At 72.1% G+C, this 16,342-nt stretch carries 16 protein-coding genes; 9 read left to right on the top strand and 7 right to left on the bottom strand.

Translation table 11 applies throughout. The annotated features are described in order from the left end of the window. Positions 1 to 9 precede the first annotated feature (9 nt). Both VJ693_RS03200 and VJ693_RS03195 read right to left on the bottom strand, forming a co-directional pair. Positions 10 to 1,092 carry a TRAP transporter substrate-binding protein gene (locus VJ693_RS03200; protein WP_324152023.1) on the bottom strand — a complete coding sequence of 361 codons (1,083 nt, stop codon included), beginning with the start codon at positions 1,090 to 1,092 and terminating at the stop codon, positions 10 to 12. 63 nt (positions 1,093 to 1,155) lie between these two features. Further along, on the bottom strand, positions 1,156 to 1,614 hold the full coding sequence (locus tag VJ693_RS03195; RefSeq protein ID WP_324152022.1) for a MaoC family dehydratase: 459 nt from the start codon (positions 1,612 to 1,614) through the stop codon (positions 1,156 to 1,158). Positions 1,615 to 1,667: 53 nt separating this feature from the next. On the opposite strand from VJ693_RS03195, the gene VJ693_RS03190 reads away from it, so the two are divergent. Next, complete coding sequence (locus tag VJ693_RS03190) at positions 1,668 to 2,237, top strand: NnrU family protein (protein ID WP_324152021.1); 570 nt, start codon at positions 1,668 to 1,670, stop codon at positions 2,235 to 2,237. 29 nt (positions 2,238 to 2,266) lie between these two features. Here the strand turns inward: VJ693_RS03190 and VJ693_RS03185 are convergent, their stop codons facing one another. Further along, positions 2,267 to 2,545: a hypothetical protein gene (locus tag VJ693_RS03185; RefSeq protein WP_324152020.1), complete on the bottom strand. Its 279-nt coding sequence runs from the start codon at positions 2,543 to 2,545 to the stop codon at positions 2,267 to 2,269. 192 nt (positions 2,546 to 2,737) lie between these two features. Here VJ693_RS03185 and VJ693_RS03180 point away from each other — a divergent pair, with 192 nt between their 5' ends. Then, a complete protein-coding gene (locus tag VJ693_RS03180; protein ID WP_324152019.1) occupies positions 2,738 to 3,967 on the top strand; it encodes a glycerophosphodiester phosphodiesterase in 1,230 nt (409 codons plus the stop codon). 256 nt (positions 3,968 to 4,223) lie between these two features. Then, positions 4,224 to 5,516 (top strand): DUF4397 domain-containing protein, encoded by a 1,293-nt coding sequence (locus VJ693_RS03175; RefSeq protein ID WP_324152018.1) that lies wholly within the window; start codon positions 4,224 to 4,226, stop codon positions 5,514 to 5,516. A 64-nt stretch (positions 5,517 to 5,580) separates the two neighbouring features. On the opposite strand, the gene VJ693_RS03170 is transcribed toward VJ693_RS03175, so the two are convergent. Continuing rightward, complete coding sequence (locus tag VJ693_RS03170; RefSeq protein ID WP_324152017.1) at positions 5,581 to 6,474, bottom strand: pirin family protein; 894 nt, start codon at positions 6,472 to 6,474, stop codon at positions 5,581 to 5,583. Between the two features lie 68 nt (positions 6,475 to 6,542). Further along, positions 6,543 to 7,178 carry an FMN-dependent NADH-azoreductase gene (locus tag VJ693_RS03165; protein ID WP_324152016.1) on the bottom strand — a complete coding sequence of 212 codons (636 nt, stop codon included), beginning with the start codon at positions 7,176 to 7,178 and terminating at the stop codon, positions 6,543 to 6,545. 121 nt (positions 7,179 to 7,299) lie between these two features. On the opposite strand from VJ693_RS03165, the gene VJ693_RS03160 reads away from it, so the two are divergent. After that, positions 7,300 to 8,307: a LysR family transcriptional regulator gene (locus VJ693_RS03160; protein ID WP_324152015.1), complete on the top strand. Its 1,008-nt coding sequence runs from the start codon at positions 7,300 to 7,302 to the stop codon at positions 8,305 to 8,307. An 88-nt stretch (positions 8,308 to 8,395) separates the two neighbouring features. On the opposite strand, the gene VJ693_RS03155 is transcribed toward VJ693_RS03160, so the two are convergent. After that, a complete protein-coding gene (locus tag VJ693_RS03155) occupies positions 8,396 to 10,192 on the bottom strand; it encodes an alpha/beta hydrolase (RefSeq protein WP_324152014.1) in 1,797 nt (598 codons plus the stop codon). 171 nt (positions 10,193 to 10,363) lie between these two features. Here VJ693_RS03155 and VJ693_RS03150 point away from each other — a divergent pair, with 171 nt between their 5' ends. Continuing rightward, positions 10,364 to 10,642, top strand: a complete 279-nt coding sequence (locus VJ693_RS03150; protein WP_324152013.1) for a DUF427 domain-containing protein — start codon at positions 10,364 to 10,366, stop codon at positions 10,640 to 10,642. A 49-nt stretch (positions 10,643 to 10,691) separates the two neighbouring features. Further along, complete coding sequence (locus VJ693_RS03145; RefSeq protein ID WP_324152012.1) at positions 10,692 to 11,477, top strand: hypothetical protein; 786 nt, start codon at positions 10,692 to 10,694, stop codon at positions 11,475 to 11,477. On the opposite strand, the gene VJ693_RS03140 is transcribed toward VJ693_RS03145, so the two are convergent. Beyond that, entirely contained in the window at positions 11,474 to 12,349 is an 876-nt protein-coding gene (locus VJ693_RS03140) for a hypothetical protein (protein ID WP_324152011.1), read from the bottom strand. The genes VJ693_RS03145 and VJ693_RS03140 overlap by 4 nt on opposite strands. 161 nt (positions 12,350 to 12,510) lie before the next feature. On the opposite strand from VJ693_RS03140, the gene VJ693_RS03135 reads away from it, so the two are divergent. The 3 genes from VJ693_RS03135 (at position 12,511) to VJ693_RS03125 (ending at position 16,243) form a co-directional block, all read left to right on the top strand. Then, positions 12,511 to 14,085, top strand: a complete 1,575-nt coding sequence (locus VJ693_RS03135; RefSeq protein WP_324152010.1) for a thioredoxin family protein — start codon at positions 12,511 to 12,513, stop codon at positions 14,083 to 14,085. A 185-nt stretch (positions 14,086 to 14,270) separates the two neighbouring features. Then, the gene (locus VJ693_RS03130; protein ID WP_324152009.1) at positions 14,271 to 14,651 is read left to right on the top strand and encodes a glutaredoxin domain-containing protein; all 381 of its coding nucleotides are present in this window, start codon (positions 14,271 to 14,273) and stop codon (positions 14,649 to 14,651) included. Beyond that, positions 14,651 to 16,243 carry an alpha/beta hydrolase gene (locus VJ693_RS03125; RefSeq protein WP_324152008.1) on the top strand — a complete coding sequence of 531 codons (1,593 nt, stop codon included), beginning with the start codon at positions 14,651 to 14,653 and terminating at the stop codon, positions 16,241 to 16,243. The genes VJ693_RS03130 and VJ693_RS03125 overlap by 1 nt, the downstream gene beginning before the upstream one ends. Positions 16,244 to 16,342: the final 99 nt, after the last annotated feature.

The following is a 16,342-nucleotide window of genomic DNA, read 5'->3' as shown; positions in this document are numbered from 1 at the left end:
GCCGCCACCTCATCGGGCCTTGGCTTCCACTCCGCTGACCGGCCCGATCGTCTGGTTCCAGGCGTCGGCACAGGCGCTGCCGCAGCGCTGCACCCAGCGGGCGATCACGGTGCCGGTCAGGATGGCGCGGCGGCGCTGGTCATCCGCCGCACTGGGGGCGAGCGCCTTCATGTCGCCCGGCGGGCCGCCGCAGGCCTGGGCGCCCGTCAGGCAGCGCACGCCTTCGCCCGTCTCGCGCTCGGCGTCGGCCCAGATCGACTGCTCCAGGCGCAGCAGCTCCTGCTTCAACATCATGCGCAGATCGGCCGGCAGCGCGGCCCAGGCGTTGCCGTTGGCGGCGAAGATCGACATCCCCCAGGTGACCGGCATCGTGTACAGGTGCTCGGTCTGTTGGTGCAGGCCGATCGTGTAGCCCGACATGCTGCCGGTCAGCGCACATTCGGCGCTGCCGGCGCGCAAGCCCCGCACCAGTTCGGCGAACGGCAGCGCGACGGGCTTGGCCCCCAGCGCCTCGATCCAGTCGGCCTGGGTCGGGCTGGAGGTGCGCACGCGGCGGCCGGCCAAATCAGCCAGGCCGGCCAGCGGTCGCTTGCAGAACAGCATCTGCGCGGGGTAGACGTAGACCGCCAGCAGCTCGACGCCATGGCGCTCGCGCAGGGTCTTCTCGAGAAAGGGCCGGTAGGCCACCGTGTTGCGGCGCAGCGCGGCCATGTCGGGGTTCAGGCCGGCCAGGTCCGGCGCGCCGATCAGCGGGTCGGTCACGGCGGACAAGGACACCAGCACCGTGCCGAAGGGCACGACGCCGAGTTGCACCAGGCGCAGCATGTCCTGCCCGCGGATGCCGGCACGGTCGAAGGCGACGATGTCGGCCCGCAGCCGGCCGCCGGACAGGCGCGGCAACTCCTGCGTCCAGAAGGGCTCTTCCTGGTGGGTGAACTGGTTGATGCCGGCCAGCCCGCCGACGATGCGCAGCGAGATCGGTGCCGGCGCGGCCGTACCGGGCTGGGCCCGTGCCGCCGGCGCGCCGAGCAGCGCGGCGGGCAGGAGCAGCGTGAGGAGGGCGCAGAGTCTGATGGTCAGGGCTGCAGGCATGCCGGGTCGTCTTGCGGCGGCTGGCGGGCGGCCGGGGCAGTATGGCAGGAAGGCGCTGCCATGTCAGTCTGCCGCGGCGCGGCGGCGGAACATGCCCCAGCCCTCCATCGTCAGCACAGGCTGGCCGAGCTGGTTGACGGTGACCCAGCGCGAGCGCACCAGGCCCATGGCCGGCCGGCTTTCGCTGGCGCGCGCCTCAAGCACCGTCAGGCTGCCGCTGAGCGTGTCGCCGGCGTAGACCGGCTGCAGCCAGCGCAGGTTCTCGACCCCCGGGCTGCCCAGGCTGGCCGAGCGCAGCAGGTAGGCGTCGCACAGCATCCGCATCGTCATCGCGCAGGTGTGCCAGCCGCTGGCCGCGAGGCGGCCGAACAGCGAGCCTGCCGCCGCCGCGTCTTCGAGGTGGAAGGGCTGCGGGTCCCACTGGCGGGCGAATTCGATGATCGCCTCGCGCGTGACCACCAGCGGCCCGTAGGGGCGCGTCTGGCCGACCTCGAAGTCCTCCCAGTGAATCGTTCGCTCCATGCTCGCTCCGCGCCACAATGGCGCCCATTTGCCACGACACGAGCGAGTCTGACATGACGCCCTTGATCCTCGGCCTGGTGCTGTTTCTCGGCGTGCACTCGACGCGCATCGTGGCGCCGGCCTGGCGCGAGGCGCAGATCGCGCGCCTGGGCGAGCGCGCCTGGAAGGGCACGTACGCGCTGGCCTCGCTGGCCGGCTTCGTGCTGCTGGTCTGGGGCTACGGGCAGGCGCGGCAGCAGCCGGTCGTGCTGTGGACGACGCCGGTGGCGCTGCGCCACTTGGCCGGGCCGCTGACGCTGATCGCCTTCATCCTGCTCGCGGCCGCCCAGGTGAAGGGCAACGCGATCCAGGCCAGGCTGCAGCACCCGATGCTGCTGGGCACCAAGCTGTGGGCCTTCGCGCACCTGCTGGCCAACAACACGCTGGCGGACGTGCTGCTGTTCGGCGGCTTCCTGGTGTGGGCGGTGCTGGCCTACCGCAGTGCGCGGCGGCGCGGCCGGGTCGAGGTGGCGGTGCAGCCCGGGCGCACGCTGATCGCGATGGTGGCCGGTGTGGTGGCCTGGGCTGCCTTCGCCTTCTGGGCCCACGCCGCCTGGATCGGCGTCAAGCCCTTCGGCTCATAGCACCCCGCGGCGCTCCGCAGGAGCCGCCGCTAATTCTTTCCGAACAGGCGCTCGAACAGGCGGCTGCCGATCAGCTCGCGCACCTGCAGGCCGTTGAGCGATTCCTCGAATGCGGTGCCGCGCTCGATCTCGAACAGCTCGCGCTCGAGGCTGACCGTCAGGGGTTGGGTGTCGGCCCAGCCCCGGCTTTCCGGCGCCTTGGTGATGCGCTGCGGGGGCAAGGCATCCAGCGGCGCTGGCCAGGTCAGGGGCGGCAGCTCGGGGCGCGGCGAGGCGTGGATCGAACGGGGCGTGTAGCTGGGTTTCATGGTGACCCTCCGGCCGGGTCGACGTGCCCGGAACATGGGCATGAGTCTGCGTGGGGCGGCCGATCGACAAGGGCAGGAACAAACGGGCTGGCACCGGTCATTTCTTGTCACAACTCGCTCATGCCGGGGTCAAGTGGCTGTCACGCCCCGGCCGTAAGGTGGCGGGCCCTGTCCACCTCCGGAGGCCCGCCCATGAACGATTCCCCGACCCGCGCGCTGCGCTGGGCCGCCGCCGCGCTGGCGGCCTGCGCCGCGCTCATCTCGCTGCCTGCCGGTGCGGCCCTGCCGCAGCTCGCCGGCCCGCCGCTCGTCATCGGCCACCGCGGCGCGGCGGGCCATCTGCCCGACCACACGCTGGAAGGTTATGCCCTGGCGATCGAGCTCGGTGCAGACTTCGTCGAGCCCGACCTGGTGTCGACCAAGGACGGTGTGCTGATCGCCCGCCACGAGCCGAACCTGATCGCGACGACCAACGTGAAGGACATTGCGAAGTTCGCGTCGCGCAAGCGCGTGGCGCTGATCGACGGCGTGGCCGAGGAGGGCTTCTTCGCCAGCGACTTCACGCTCGCCGAGATCAAGGAGCTGCGCGCGGTGCAGCCGATGGCGCAGCGCGACCATGGCTTCGACGGCGCCTACAAGATCCCGACGCTGCGCGAGGTGATCCTGCTGGTCAAGCGCAAGACGCTGGAGAAGGGCCGCACGATCGGCATCTACCCCGAGACCAAGCACCCCACGTACCACAAGAGCCTGGGCCTGCCGCTGGAGGACAAGCTGCTCGACGAGCTGACGCTGGCCGGCTGGAACGACCGCGCCGCGCCGGTGTTCATCCAGAGTTTCGAGACGGCCAACCTGCGTGAGCTGCGCGCCAAGACCAAGGTGCACCTGGTCCAGCTGGTCGACGCCAATGACCTGAACCCCGACGGCACGCTGGACTTCACGCCGCCCTACGACAAGCCGTACGACTGGGTCGTCTCGGGCCGGCAAGGGCTGTTCAGCGACCTCTTGACGCCGGCGGGCCTGGCCGAGGTCGCCACCTATGCCGACGGCGTGGGCCCGTGGAAGTACTACCTGCAGTCGACCGCCTGCAAGGCCATCGTCGCCGGCGCCTGCCAGGACGCCAATGGCGACGGCCTGGTCAACGAGGCGGACCGCACCGTGCTGCCGGCGGGCACGGTGGTGGCCGATGCGCATGCGCGCGGCCTGCTGGTGCACCCGTACACCTTCCGCAGCGAGCCCTCGCGCCTGCCGCTGGAAGACCTGGCGGCGCCGAGCAACGAGTACCAGCGCTTCTTCTCGCTCGGCGTGGACGGCGTGTTCTCGGACTTCGCCGAGGATGCCGTGGCCAGCCGCTCGATGTTCCTGCTCAAGCGCCTGCCGGGCTACCGCGCCTGCCTGGTCAAGGGCGGCTGCAGGAAACCCTAGCCGAACAGCGACAGCAGCGGGCGGCCGGCCCGATGAGCGCGGCAGCGCACGCTGGCGGCACCAGCGTGACCGATGCCGCGAAACTCGCGTTCAGGCCGGGCGCGGGCGGGCGCTGGCCGCGGGTTCGGCGCAGCGGTTATCCTCGCGGTTTCGAAACCGGGCGCGGCGCCCGGCGGCTTACTGCCGGCTACAGGCCGCAACATTCTCGCAACACGGCCCGCTCACCATCGGCCGACCCGAAGGACTTGGACAACCCATGCGCATGAACAAACGCCACCTGCTCGGCCTCGTGGCCGCCCTGCCCCTGGCGTGGCTGACCGCCTGCGGCGGCGGCGACAGCAACGACGCCACTGTGCGGCTGGTCAATGCCAGCCCCGGCTATGCCGCGCTCGACCTGTACGTAGCGGACACTGTGGAAGCTTCCGATGTGGCTTTCGGCGCCGGCAGCGACTACACCAACGTCAAGTCGGGCGAGGTCAGCAATGTGCTGACGGCCGCGGGCTCGACCACCGAGCTGCTGAACCAGACCCGCTCGCTGGGTTCGGGCAAGAAGTACACGATCGTCGCCTACGGCTGGGAAGGCGCGCTGAAGTCGGTCATCATGACCGATGACGAGAGCGCCGCCGACAGCAACAAGACCAAGGTCAGCGTGCTGAACACCGCGATCGACGCGGGCGAGCTGGATGTCTACCTGACCGGCACCGACGAGTCGCTCGAGTCGTCGACCCCCATCGCCTCCGGCGTCGACGCCGGCTCGCAGAGCGGCTTCTCCAGCGTGGCGTCAGGCACCTACCGCCTGCGCGTGACCGGTGCCGGCGACACCGAGGACCTGCGGCTCGACATCCCCAGCATCACGCTGGACAGCACCAAGGTGTTGACGCTGGTGATGGCGCCGGGCTCCGGCGGCGTGCTGGTACATGCGATCGGTGTAATCCAGGATGGCGCCGTGACGCCTTACCTGAACACCCAGGCGCGCGTGCGCATGGTGGCCGCGGTGGCAACGGTGCCGACCTTCTCGCGCGTCAGCGTGACGGCGGGCGACACGATCCTGGGGAGCAATGTCGGTTCGTTCACCATCAAGGACTACGTGCTTCTCAATGCGGGCGCCTTGACGCTGCACACCTCGGTCGACGGCACCGCGCTGGCCGACCAGGCGGTCACGGTGGCCGCGGGTGCGGACCTGACCTTGCTTGTCACCGGCGGCAGTGCCGCGGACGCGCAGGTGAAGGTCATCGCCGACGACAACCGCCTGCCGACCGTCAGCACCAAGTACAAGATCCGCCTGATCCACGCCGCGCCGACACTGGCCAGCCAGAACCTGTCGATGACGGTGGATGCGACGGACGTGGTGAGCGACCTGCCGTTCGGCAGTGCTTCGAGCTTCGACGACCGGACCGCCAGCAGCGCGGCCGTGATCGACATCTCGACGCCGACGCAAGGCACGATCTACGAGCTGACCGACCAGAGCCTGCTGTCCAAGGGCGTCTACACGGTATTCATGTTCGACGGCGTCAACGGGGCGTACGCCCGCGTGAGCCCCAGCCGCTGACCGACGGCCCGGACCGTCCTGTCCAAGAAACGGCGCGTGGCCCGCGGGGCCCGCGCCGTTTTTTTCAGCCCAGCCGGCCGGCGCGAAAGTCCTCGACGGCTTGGAAGATCTGCTCCTGGCTGTTCATCACGAACGGGCCGTACTGTGCGATCGGCTCGCGCAGCGGCCGGCCGGCGATCAGCAGGGCGCGAACCGGCTGATCGCCCGTGGCCAGCGCGACGCCGTCGGCCGCCTCGTCCTGCGTCAGGATGGCCATGCGCTGCGCCGGCACCGCCGTCTCGCCGACCATCGCTTCGCCGCGGTAGACGTAGACGAACGCATGGTGGCCAGCCGGCAGCGGCTGCTGGAAGCGCGCGCCGGCGTCGAGGTGGATGTCGAGGTAGAACGGCTCGGTGTGCTCGCGCTGCATCGCGCCCGCCACCGCGCCGTCGCCCGAGCCCGCGTGGCCGGCGATCACGCCCACATCCACCCCCGGCGCCCGCCAGTGCGGGATCTCGCCGGCCGGGATGTCGCGGTACCAGGCTGGCACCATCTTGTCCTTGGCGGGCAGGTTGAGCCAGAGCTGGAAGCCTTCCATCCGGCCCTGCTCCTGCTCGGGCAGCTCGCTGTGGATGATGCCGCGGCCGGCCGTCATCCACTGCACGCCGCCGTTGCTCAGCAGGCCCTCGTGGCCGGCCGAATCGCGGTGGCGCATGCGGCCGGCGATCATGTAGGTGACGGTCTCGAAGCCGCGGTGCGGGTGGTTCGGGAAGCCGGCGATGTAGTCGTCGGCATCGTCCGAGCCGAAGGCATCGAGCATCAGGAAGGGGTCGAGCCGGCGCTGCAGGTCCTGCGTCAGCACGCGGGTCAGCTTGACGCCGGCGCCGTCGCTGGTCGGGCGGCCGACCACCAGGCGCTCGACCCGGCGCGGCCGGGCGAGCGGGGTGGCGGGCGAGTCGAGCATGGGGGTGGTGGTCATGGCGGCAGCCTTTCGGTGTTCAGCGGCAGTGTGCCTCGGCCGGCGTCTGGCGGGCCGGCCGAGGGGCATCAAGCGAGCGCGGCTTCGTCGGCCGGCGCCAGCCACTGCGCAATCTCCGCGCGCGCGGCGGCCAGGCCGCGGGCCTCGGCCTCGGGGCCCATGCCCAGCCCTTCGGCATAGACGAAGCGCACGTCGGTCATGCCGAGGAAGCCGAGCACAGCGCGAAGATAGGGCACCTGGCTGTCGCTCGGCTGGTCGCGATGCACGCCGCCGCGCGACAGCACGGCGTAGACGGTCTTGCCGGTCAGCAGGCCGACGGGGCCCTTCTCGGTGTACTGGAAGGTCACGCGGGCGCGGGCGATCGCATCGATCCAGTTTTTCAGCTGGCTGGTCACGCCGAAGTTGTACATCGGCACGCCGAGCACGACGAGGTCGGCGGCCTGGATCTCGGCGATCAGCGCGTCGTCGAGCGCGACCCGCGCGGCCTGTTCGGCGGTGCGCGCCTCGGCCGGCGTGAACAGCGCGGCCAGGCCGGCTTCGTCGAGCGCCGGGTGCGGCTGGCGGGCCAGATCGCGCACCGTCAGCGTGGCCCCGGGCTGGGCGGCGCGCAGGCCGGCGACCAGCTCGTTGGCCAGGCGGGTCGAATGCGAGCCCTGGTCGTTCTCGAACACGCGGGCGCTGGAGTTGACTTGCAGGATGTTCATGGCGGGCCTTTCAGGGCGGGTGGGGCGTCCGGGACGCGATGGATGCACTGTATTGATCGCATCCTTGCGGATAAATCCATGTCGATGCACATCTGTGTTCCGTTGGTGGAACAATAGACCCATGAGCACCGCCATCGACCCCAATGACCTGGCCTTGTTCGCCCACGTGGCCGAGGCCGGCAGCTTCACCCGCGCGGCCGACCGTCTGGGCCTGCCGAAATCGACGCTGTCGCGCCGGCTGTCGGGCCTGGAGGCGCAACTCGGCGAACGGCTGATCCAGCGCACGACGCGCCGCCTGACGGTGACCGAGTTCGGCGCCGGGGTGCTCGAGCACGCGCGCCAGGTCGTGGCCGAGGTCGATGGCGCGCTGGCGCTGGCGCAGCACCGCCAAGCGCAGCCCAGCGGCCACTTGCGCGTGTCGATGCCGGGTGACATCGCGATGCTCGCGCTGGGCGACATGATCGAGGCCTTCGTACGCGACCACCCGGCGGTCACGCTGGAGCTGGACCTGTCGCCGCGCCGCGTCGACCTGGTCGCCGAGAACTACGACCTCGCGCTGCGCATGGGCACGCTGCCCGAGGACAGCCACCTGGCGGCGCGCCGCCTGGCCTGGTTCGCCGGCGGCCTGTTCGCCTCGCCGGCCTGGCTGGCGGCCAACGGGCCGGTCGAGCACCCGGACCAGCTGGTCGACCCGGCGCGCGGCTGCCGCGGGCTGCTGATCGCCGGCCAGGGTGGCGAGCCGATGCCCTGGCGGCTGGAGCGCCCCGGCGAGGGGGCGTCGGCCGGTGAATCCGAGATCGAGCGCTGGCAGGGGCTGCCGCCGCGCCGCATGCTGGCAAACGCGCCCCCCATGCTGCTGCGGCTGGCGCGCGCCGGGCTGGGTGTGGCGCTGTCGAGCGACTTCTTCGCCGCACCGCTGGTGCGCGCCGGCGAGTTGGTGCGGGTGTTGCCGGGCTGGCATTCGGCACCCGTGCCGGCCTGGGCGGTGTTCCCCGAGCGCCGGCTGATGCCGGCCAAGACGCGGGCCTTCATCGAAGCGCTGGCGGCGGCGCTGGAACCTTGCCGGGAACCGGGCGCGGACGTCTGCGCCGAATGCGAATCGGCCCACCGCATCGCGCAACCCGACTAGGCGCTCCGCAGGAGCCGCCGCCCCCAAAGTGGCGTGCGCGGATCCGGCTCAGCCGGTCCGCTGCGCGAGCCCCCCCGGGGGCGTGGGATCAACTGGTATGGTCCAGGTGCTCGCGCACGGCCTCGATCACATGCTGCTGGCTGTCCGTCTGTGACAGCGTGTGGTCGGCGCCGGCGACCATCAGCATGCGGAAGTTCGGCTGGCCGCGCATGTGGCGGCCGCGCGGGCCGATGTGGTATTCGAGGTAGTCCAGGCCATCGTCGGTCTCTGCGACGATCAGCAGGATGTCGGTGCCGCGCTCGCTGAGCAGCCGCATGTTGGCCAGCACGTTCTCCTCGGCCGGCGCGCGGCCGAGCAGCCGGCGCGTGGCGCGCTCGGCCCGCACGCGGGTCAGCGTGGCCAGGCGGCCGGCGATGCCGCGCACATCGATGTCGCCGGCGAACAGCCGGCGGTAGGTGGCCGGCTGCAGCAGCGCGCGGCGATAGTAGTGGCTGGACTTGTAGCTGCGCTGCATCGCACTTTGCAGCGTCTCGCCCTCGCCCCAGTCGAGCCGGCGCGGGTTGATCAGCACCAGGCCGGTCACGCGCGGGTCGGCCAGCGCGGTCTGGAAAGCGACATAGGCGCCCGAACACAGCCCGACCAGGATGAAGCGGCGCACGCCCAGGCCCGACAGGCGCTCGATCGCGGCGCCGACATCGACCGTCGAGCCCTTGGAGTACAGCCGGTTCTGCGCGTAGCCGGCGGCGGTGCGGCTGTCGCCGATGCCGGCCAGGTCGAAGCGCAGCGAGCGGTAGCCGCGCTCGGCCCAGGCGCGCGCCATCTTGACGTACAGGCGGTTCGGCCCGACGCGGTGGTTGGTGCCCACGTTGAGCATCAGGATCGCCGTTTCGCTGCGGCCGCCGGCCTGGGCCAGGTCGGCCGGCTCGGCGAGGATGCCGAACAGGCTGTGCCGGTCGCCATGGTCGTGGCCGAACAGCAGCGGCCGCTCGCGCACGCCGCCGAACACGGCGTCGCGCTGCATCGGCGGCTCGATCCGGGATGACGCACCGGGGACGAAGCCGCGCTCGGCCGGCTCGCCGGCGCGCAGCCAGCCGACGATGCCGTCGATGGTCTCGCGCGGCACGTCGGCCTCGTGCGGCTCGGCCATCATCGCGGCGTAGCCTGGCCATTCGACGACGGTCGTCTCGATGCCGGCCTCGCGGTAGGCTGCCGGCAACGGGCCGGCGCCGGGCAGGTCGTCGCGGCCGATGAACAGGGCGCGCCGCGCAGGCCGCGCCGCACCGGGCCTGGCATCGAGCGCCTGCAGGTCTTGCAGGGTCTGGGCGGTGTAGAGCGTGCCCAGCGTTTCCAGGTCGTCTCCGCTCGGGCCCTCGGGGCTCGGCGCATGCGCGCGCAGCGTGCCGGCGGCGCGCAGTTCGCGCACGAAGGCGCGCCCGGTTGGGCAGGGCGCCCACCAGACCACGCTGTCGACACCGCCGCGGCGGGCGGCGACCTGGGCGGCCAGCGTCGCGCCAATGCGCACGCCGAACAGCGCCAGGCGCGAACTGCCGGCCAGGCGTGCGACCTCGTCCAGCGCCGCGACGATGCAGGCCTGCCAGGCGGCCACGCGGTCGGGGTCGGCGTCGCTGCCGATCGAATCGCCGGTGCCGTGATAGTCGAAGCGGATCACCGCGAAACCATCGTCGGCCAGGCGTTCGGCGAGCTGGGTGAAGGTCTCGTAGGCGCAGGTGCCCTCGTAGCCGACCGGACGGCACAGCACGACACCGGTCGCGCGCGCCGGTGCGCTCGGGCTGTGGTACCAGCCGAAGCAGCGCGTTTCGGCCTCGCCGAAAGTGATCGGCACCGCGCCGGGGGCGCGGTGACGTGCATCGGCGGAGGGGGCCATCGTCTCCCTCATGTCGTTATCGTGCGGTCACCTATCGAAACGGTTCAGTATAGGGTTCGTGTGTACGGCTGGCTGGCGTCGGGAATTCCCCGGCTGCGGCAGGCGCGGGGCGGCGCAGTAGCATGCCCGGTGGCCGGCCCGCGGCGCCGGCATCGACAACGAGGCATGGGCATGAAGGCGATCTTCAACGGCGTGGTGGTGGCCGAGAGCGACGACACGGTGATCGTCGAGGGCGAACACTACTTTCCCGAGTCCGCGCTCAAGCGCGAGTACACGAGTTTCTCGAATCACCGCGCGAGCAACTGGATGGGCCAGGCGCGCTACCTGAGCCTGCTGGTCAACGGCGAGCTGAAGCCGGACGCGATCTGGTACTACCCCGAGCCGAACGAGGCGGCGGCGCAGGTCAAGGGCCGCGTGGCCTTCGTGCAGGGTGTGCAGATCACCGAGTGATGGGGCACCCGGTGGCGGGGGGCCACTCCCACCCTGCGAGAGGGCGCGCATGAATCCGACGCCGACCGCCCTGACCGTCGTGCACCGGCGTCGGCTGCGCGAGGTCTGGCGCTCGGCCGGCTGGCCCTGCCAGGACCTGGTCGAGGTCGAGCTGCTCGCCGCCGGCTGGCTGGAGCGGCTGCGCGATGCGCAGGGCCGCGAGACGCTGCGGGTGACCGACGCCGGCATCCAGGTGCTCGCGGCGACGCTGGATCGCAACCGCGCCGCGCGCGACGCGCACGAGGCCCTGGTCGCTCGCGTGGCGGTCGAGATGCAGCGGGCCGGCCGGGTGGTCTGGCGGGGCCTGAGCCTGCGCGCTCCGATCGCCGGCGAGGTGCAGGGCCCGGGTGGTGCGGTCCAGCCGGTGACGCGCTGGGCGATGGCGATGCCCGATGTCTATTCGATCCGCCACACGACCGTGGAGGACTACGTCGAGCCGATCGTGCACGAGGTCAAGGTGCGCCGCGCCGACCTGCTGGCTGACCTGAAGCGGCCGGCCAAGGGCGAGGCCTACCGCGCGCTGTGCGGCGAGTGCTGGTACGTGCTGCAGGCCGGCATCGGCCGCCCCGAAGAGATTCCCGAGGTCTACGGCGTGATGCAGGCGCACCCGACCGCCGCCGACGCGCCGGGCTTCAGCACGCTGGAGGTGCTGCGGCCGGCGCCGCGGCGCGCATTCCGGCTGCCGTTTCCGGTCTGGATGGCGCTGGCCCGCGCCCGGCCCGAGCCGCCCGACGAGGATTCGCCGCAGGGCTGGCTGGGGCCGGTGGACGAGGGCGCCGCAGGTCCACCTGGCTAGCCGATCCGGTCGATCTGCAGATAGCTGCTCTTGGTGGCCTGCAGCAGCGTGCCGTCGACCTTGTGCTCGATCAGGCCGTAGACCCGGTCGCCGGTGTCCAGCCGCGTCGAGGCGGTGTGCAGCAGCATCCAGGCATCGCCGTTCGAGCCGCGCGTGCGCACGCTGCTCATCGCGACGACGCGCAAGGTCCCGGCCGGCACGGCGATGCCGGCGGCGACGCCGGGGTTGTACAGCGTCACGCGCACCGTGTCGGCCGCGATCACCTTGGCGTGCACGATCAGCGCCGTGAGCGCCTCGTCGCCCAGCCTGGCGCTGCTGATCGAGGTGTGCGAGGCGACGACCGTGTCGCCCGGGGCCACGAGGCCGGCCGGCGCCACGCTGACGTCGGTGCTGGCGAACTGGCCCGGGCCGAGCGCCGGCGGCGCCCAGGCGCCCTGGTAGCGCGCCATCGCCGGCGGGTCCGAGCCGGGCAGGTCGATGAAGCCGAGCCGCTCGTGCGCTTCCATCGGCTCGTCGGGCTGGCCGAGGGCCTGACGGCGGATGCCGATCTTGCGCAGGTCGATGTCGTTGCCGGATTTGGCGTCCCAGTCGGCGCAGAAGACCAGTTCGTACAGGCCGCTGGCGCTGATCAACACCTTGCCGTCGGGTTGCAGCGTGACGTCGCTGCCGGTCTGGAACACGGTGACGGTCCAGGGCACGAGGCCGAAGGTGTTGGCGGGCACGCCGAAGTCGCCGGCCAGCCGGTAGCGCGCGCGGCTGCGCGCGGCCGCCTGGGCGGGCAGGCCGGTCAGCACGAGCGCCAGACCGGCCGCCGCACCGCCGAGCAGGCGGCGGCGCGCTGCCCGGCTTTGCGGGCAAGAGGGCACTGGCATGGAAATCTCCCTGGGATTGGCCGAGGCGCCCGATCGTGCGCCCGGGATCCCGGCGCGTGCAAGCCCACGGGTGAGGGACGGGCGCGCCGCCTGGACCACAATCGCGCGATGCGGCCCGCCACGAGCGGGCGGCCCCGCTCGACTCCGGAGAATCCGCGCCCATGAAGCCGACTCGTTCATCCCGCTCCCGCTCGTCCCTGGCCGCCGCCGTGCTGGCGCTGGCGCTTGCCACCTGGGGGGCGTCGGCCGCCGCCACGGTCGCCAGCGGTCCGCAGGTGGCCTGGTTGCCTGCCGCCGCCGATGTCGACATCGAGCGCGCCTTTGCCCAGGGCAGGGCGGAGAACAAGCCGGTGCTGGTCTACTGGGGCGCCGGCTGGTGCCCCCCGTGCAACCAGCTCAAGGCGACGCTGTTCAACCGGCAGGATTTCATCGAGCGCTCGAAGAACTTCGTCGCGGTCAGCATCGATGGTGACCTGCCGGGCGCGCAGAAGCTCGGCGCACGCTTCAAGGTGCGCGGCTACCCGACGCTGATCCTGTTCAACACCGACGGCGCCGAGATCACCCGCCTGCCCGGCGAGGCCGACGCGCCGGCGGTGATGAACGTGCTGCAGATGGGCCTGGCCGGTGGCCGCCCGGTCAAGACCGTGCTGGCCGAGGCCCGTGCCGGCAAGCCGGTCAGCGCCAACGAGTGGCGCATGCTGGCCTTCTATTCCTGGGACACCGACGAGGCGCAGCTCGTGCCCGAGAACGAGCGCGCCGGCCTGCTGGCCACCCTGGCGGCCGGCTGCCCGGCCAGCGAGACCGAAGCCGCGACGCGGCTGCGCCTGAAATCGCTCGCGGCGAGCGACGAGGGGCAGGGTGTCAAGGCCGATGCCACGCTGCGCGCGCAGATGCTCAAGCTGCTGGCCGACCCGGTGGCCACGCGCACGCAGATGGACGTGCTGGTCAATGCCGCACCCGAGATCGCCAAGGCACTGGCCCCGGCGCCAGGCGCCGACCGCCAGGCGGTGGTCAAGGCGCTGGACGCCGCGCTGCAGCGCCTGCAGGCCGATGCGACGCTCTCGCGCGCGGACCGCATGTCGGCGCTGATCGGCCGGGTCGATCTGGCGCGGCTGGATCAGGCCAAGGCCACGCTCGCGCCGAGGCTGCCGCCCGCGCTGGTGCAGCAGGCGCGCGCCGCGGCCGCGCAGGCCGACCGCGAGATCAGCGACGGCTACGAGCGCCAGGCGGTGATCACCGCCGCCGCCTACCTGCTCGGCGAAGCCGGGCTGTGGAAGGATAGCGACGCGCTGCTCAAGGCCAGCCTGGACAAGAGCCACTCGCCCTACTACCTGATGAGCCAGCTGGCCGGCAACGCGAAGAAACAGGGCCGCAAGGCCGAGGCGCTGGCCTGGTACGAGAAGGCCTACGAGCGCAGCGAGGGCCCGGCCACGCGGCTGCAGTGGGGCGCGACCTACCTCACCAGCCTGATCGAGCTGGCGCCACAGGACGAAGCGCGCATCGAGAAGACCGCATCCCGCCTGATCCAGGAGGCCGGCGCCCAGCAGGGCGCGTTCTACGAGCGCAGTGCGCGCTCGATGCAGAAGCTGGGTGACCAGCTCGTGGCCTGGAACGCCCAGGGCCAGCACCAGGCCGTGCTAGGGCGGCTGCGCGCGCAGCTCGCGCCGGTGTGCGCCAAGCTGCCTGCAGCCGATGCCCAACGCATCGCCTGCGAGGGCGTGTTCAAACGGGCGTGAAGGGGCCCCCACGCTCCCTTCCGGTCGCTGCCCCCCAAGGGGGCTTTTTGCAGCGGACCGGCAAAGCCGGATCCGCGCAAATTCCTTGGTGGTTGGTTGCGTGCGTGGAGGGGCGCGCGAAGGGCGGTGGAAGCGCCTGTTAAATTGCGCTGCATCACCGCCTGACCGCTTCATCGCACCCGCCCATGCCACGCGCCGTCCTTGCCGAGCAGCAGATCCACCCCGCCGTGCGTGAGCGCATCGCGGGCCACCACGCGGACATCGTCGCCGAGGTTCAGCAGGCGATCGCGGCGCACACGGTGGTCGTGGTCGGCATGGGCATCAACCCGTTTCCGCGCAAGGCCCGCCGCCTGCTCGAGGCGGCGGCCGTGCCCTACCACTACCTCGGCTACGGCAGCTACCTCAGCCAGTGGCGACGGCGCAATGCGCTGAAGATGTGGACCGGCTGGCCGACCTTCCCGATGGTGTTCGTCAAGGGGGTGCTGGTCGGTGGCGCGAACGACCTCGAGAAGCTGATCGCCAGCGGCGAGTTGCAGCGCCTGCTTGCGCCGGCCCTGCTGCATTGATGCGAACCCTGGCTCGCTGTCTCTCGGGGCGACTGGGTCGGCTGGCCGCGGCCGCCGGTGCCGCCTTGTGGCTCGGGGCGGGCCCGGGCCTGGCCGCGCAGGCGGCCGCGCCGACGCTGGTGCTCGAACCCTGCCGGCTCAGGGGGGTCGAGCACGACGCCTTATGCGGCAAGCTGCGCCGCCCGCTCGACCCCGCGCGCGCCGACGGGCCGCAGATCGACATCCACGTGGCGGTGCTGCCGGCGATCGCCCGCAACAAGAAGCCGGACCCCCTGCTGTTCTTCGCCGGCGGCCCGGGCCAGAGCGCGATCGGGCTGGCCGGGCCGGTGTCGCGGCTGTACGCCCGCTTCCTGAACCGGCGTGACCTGGTTCTGGTCGACCAGCGCGGCACCGGCCGCAGCGCCCCGCTGGCCTGCGAGCCCGAATCGCCGACGCGCCCGGTGGCCGACAGCATCGACCCGGCCCGACAGGCCAAGCTGCTCGCGCAGTGCCGCGACGCGCTGCAGAAGCTGCCCTACGGCGACCTGCGCCAGTTCACGACGACGATCGCGGTGGCCGATGTCGAGGCGGTGCGCCAGGCGCTGGGCGCCGCGCGGCTCAACCTGGTCGGTGGCTCCTACGGCACCCGGGCCGCGCTCGAGTACATGCGGCAGTTCCCGCGCAGCGTGCGGCGGGCCGTGCTCGACGGCGTCGCGCCGCCGGACATGGCACTGCCCGGCTCGTTCTCGCCCGATGCGCAGCGTGCCTTCGATGCGCTGCTCGGCGAATGCGAGGCCGACCTCGGCTGCCACGCGCGCTACCCCTCCCTGCGCGCCCAGTGGAAGTCGGTGCTCGGTGCGCTGCCGCGCGAGGTGGCGGTGCTGCACCCGGTGACCGGGCGCGAGGAGCGTCTCACGCTGACGCGCGACATCGTGCTCGGCCTGGTGCGGCTGCCGCTGTATGCGCCGACGCTGGCCGCCGCGCTGCCGCTGGCGATCAGCGAGGCCTCGGCCGGGCGCTACGGCGCGATCGTCGGCCTGGCGACCGCGGTCGGCGGCGGCGGCAAGGGGATGGAGCTGGCGATGGGCATGCACTTCTCGGTCGTCTGCAGCGAGGACATGCCCCGCCTGGCCCTGAGGGGCGAGCAACCCGGCGCCGACTTCGGCGAGGCGATGCTCGCGCAGTACCGCGAGGCGTGCGAGCTCTGGCCGCTGGGCCGGGTGCCGGCGGCCTTCTACACCTTGCCGCCGGCGCCGGCGCCGACGCTGCTGCTGTCGGGCGGCGACGACCCGGTCACGCCGCCGCGCCACGCCGAGCGGGTGGCGCAGGCGCTGGGCCCGAAGGCGCGCCACGTCGTCGTGCCGCATGCGGGCCACGGCACGATCGCCGTGGGTTGCCTGCGCGACGTGGTGTTCCGCTTCATCGACAACGAGGATGAGATCGCGGCGCTGGCCGCGCTGCCAGCCGACGCGCAGTGTGCCGCCCAGCTGCCGCGTCCGCCCGCCTTTGCGCTGCCGATGGCGCCCGGCACGCCGCCGCTGCCGCCGCCTGTGCCGGCGCCGCGCCCCAAGCCGCTGCCCGACCCCTCGCGCTACTCGAAGGCCGACCGATGATCGAAGTCGAACAACTGGCCAAGCGCTTCGCCCTGGGGCGCGGTGCGAAGGCGCGCGAGGTGCGCGCGGTCGACGGGGTGAGCTGGCGTGCCGAGAACG

It is taken from the genome of Ideonella sp. (assembly GCF_035254525.1).
In the GTDB taxonomy this organism is placed as follows: domain Bacteria; phylum Pseudomonadota; class Gammaproteobacteria; order Burkholderiales; family Burkholderiaceae_C; genus Ideonella.
This window is presented reverse-complemented; position numbering and strand designations above follow the sequence as displayed.

Excerpts from the sequence above, each read along its gene's own strand:
- VJ693_RS03200 (WP_324152023.1), bottom strand. The coding sequence starts at position 1,092 with ATGCCTGCAGCCCTGACCATCAGACTCTGCGCCCTCCTCACGCTGCTC.
- VJ693_RS03195 (WP_324152022.1), bottom strand. The coding sequence starts at position 1,614 with ATGGAGCGAACGATTCACTGGGAGGACTTCGAGGTCGGCCAGACGCGC.
- VJ693_RS03190 (WP_324152021.1), top strand. The coding sequence starts at position 1,668 with ATGACGCCCTTGATCCTCGGCCTGGTGCTGTTTCTCGGCGTGCACTCG.
- VJ693_RS03185 (WP_324152020.1), bottom strand. The coding sequence starts at position 2,545 with ATGAAACCCAGCTACACGCCCCGTTCGATCCACGCCTCGCCGCGCCCC.
- VJ693_RS03180 (WP_324152019.1), top strand. The coding sequence starts at position 2,738 with ATGAACGATTCCCCGACCCGCGCGCTGCGCTGGGCCGCCGCCGCGCTG.
- VJ693_RS03175 (WP_324152018.1), top strand. The coding sequence starts at position 4,224 with ATGCGCATGAACAAACGCCACCTGCTCGGCCTCGTGGCCGCCCTGCCC.
- VJ693_RS03170 (WP_324152017.1), bottom strand. The coding sequence starts at position 6,474 with ATGACCACCACCCCCATGCTCGACTCGCCCGCCACCCCGCTCGCCCGG.
- VJ693_RS03165 (WP_324152016.1), bottom strand. The coding sequence starts at position 7,178 with ATGAACATCCTGCAAGTCAACTCCAGCGCCCGCGTGTTCGAGAACGAC.
- VJ693_RS03160 (WP_324152015.1), top strand. The coding sequence starts at position 7,300 with ATGAGCACCGCCATCGACCCCAATGACCTGGCCTTGTTCGCCCACGTG.
- VJ693_RS03155 (WP_324152014.1), bottom strand. The coding sequence starts at position 10,192 with ATGGCCCCCTCCGCCGATGCACGTCACCGCGCCCCCGGCGCGGTGCCG.
- VJ693_RS03150 (WP_324152013.1), top strand. The coding sequence starts at position 10,364 with ATGAAGGCGATCTTCAACGGCGTGGTGGTGGCCGAGAGCGACGACACG.
- VJ693_RS03145 (WP_324152012.1), top strand. The coding sequence starts at position 10,692 with ATGAATCCGACGCCGACCGCCCTGACCGTCGTGCACCGGCGTCGGCTG.
- VJ693_RS03140 (WP_324152011.1), bottom strand. The coding sequence starts at position 12,349 with ATGCCAGTGCCCTCTTGCCCGCAAAGCCGGGCAGCGCGCCGCCGCCTG.
- VJ693_RS03135 (WP_324152010.1), top strand. The coding sequence starts at position 12,511 with ATGAAGCCGACTCGTTCATCCCGCTCCCGCTCGTCCCTGGCCGCCGCC.
- VJ693_RS03130 (WP_324152009.1), top strand. The coding sequence starts at position 14,271 with ATGCCACGCGCCGTCCTTGCCGAGCAGCAGATCCACCCCGCCGTGCGT.
- VJ693_RS03125 (WP_324152008.1), top strand. The coding sequence starts at position 14,651 with ATGCGAACCCTGGCTCGCTGTCTCTCGGGGCGACTGGGTCGGCTGGCC.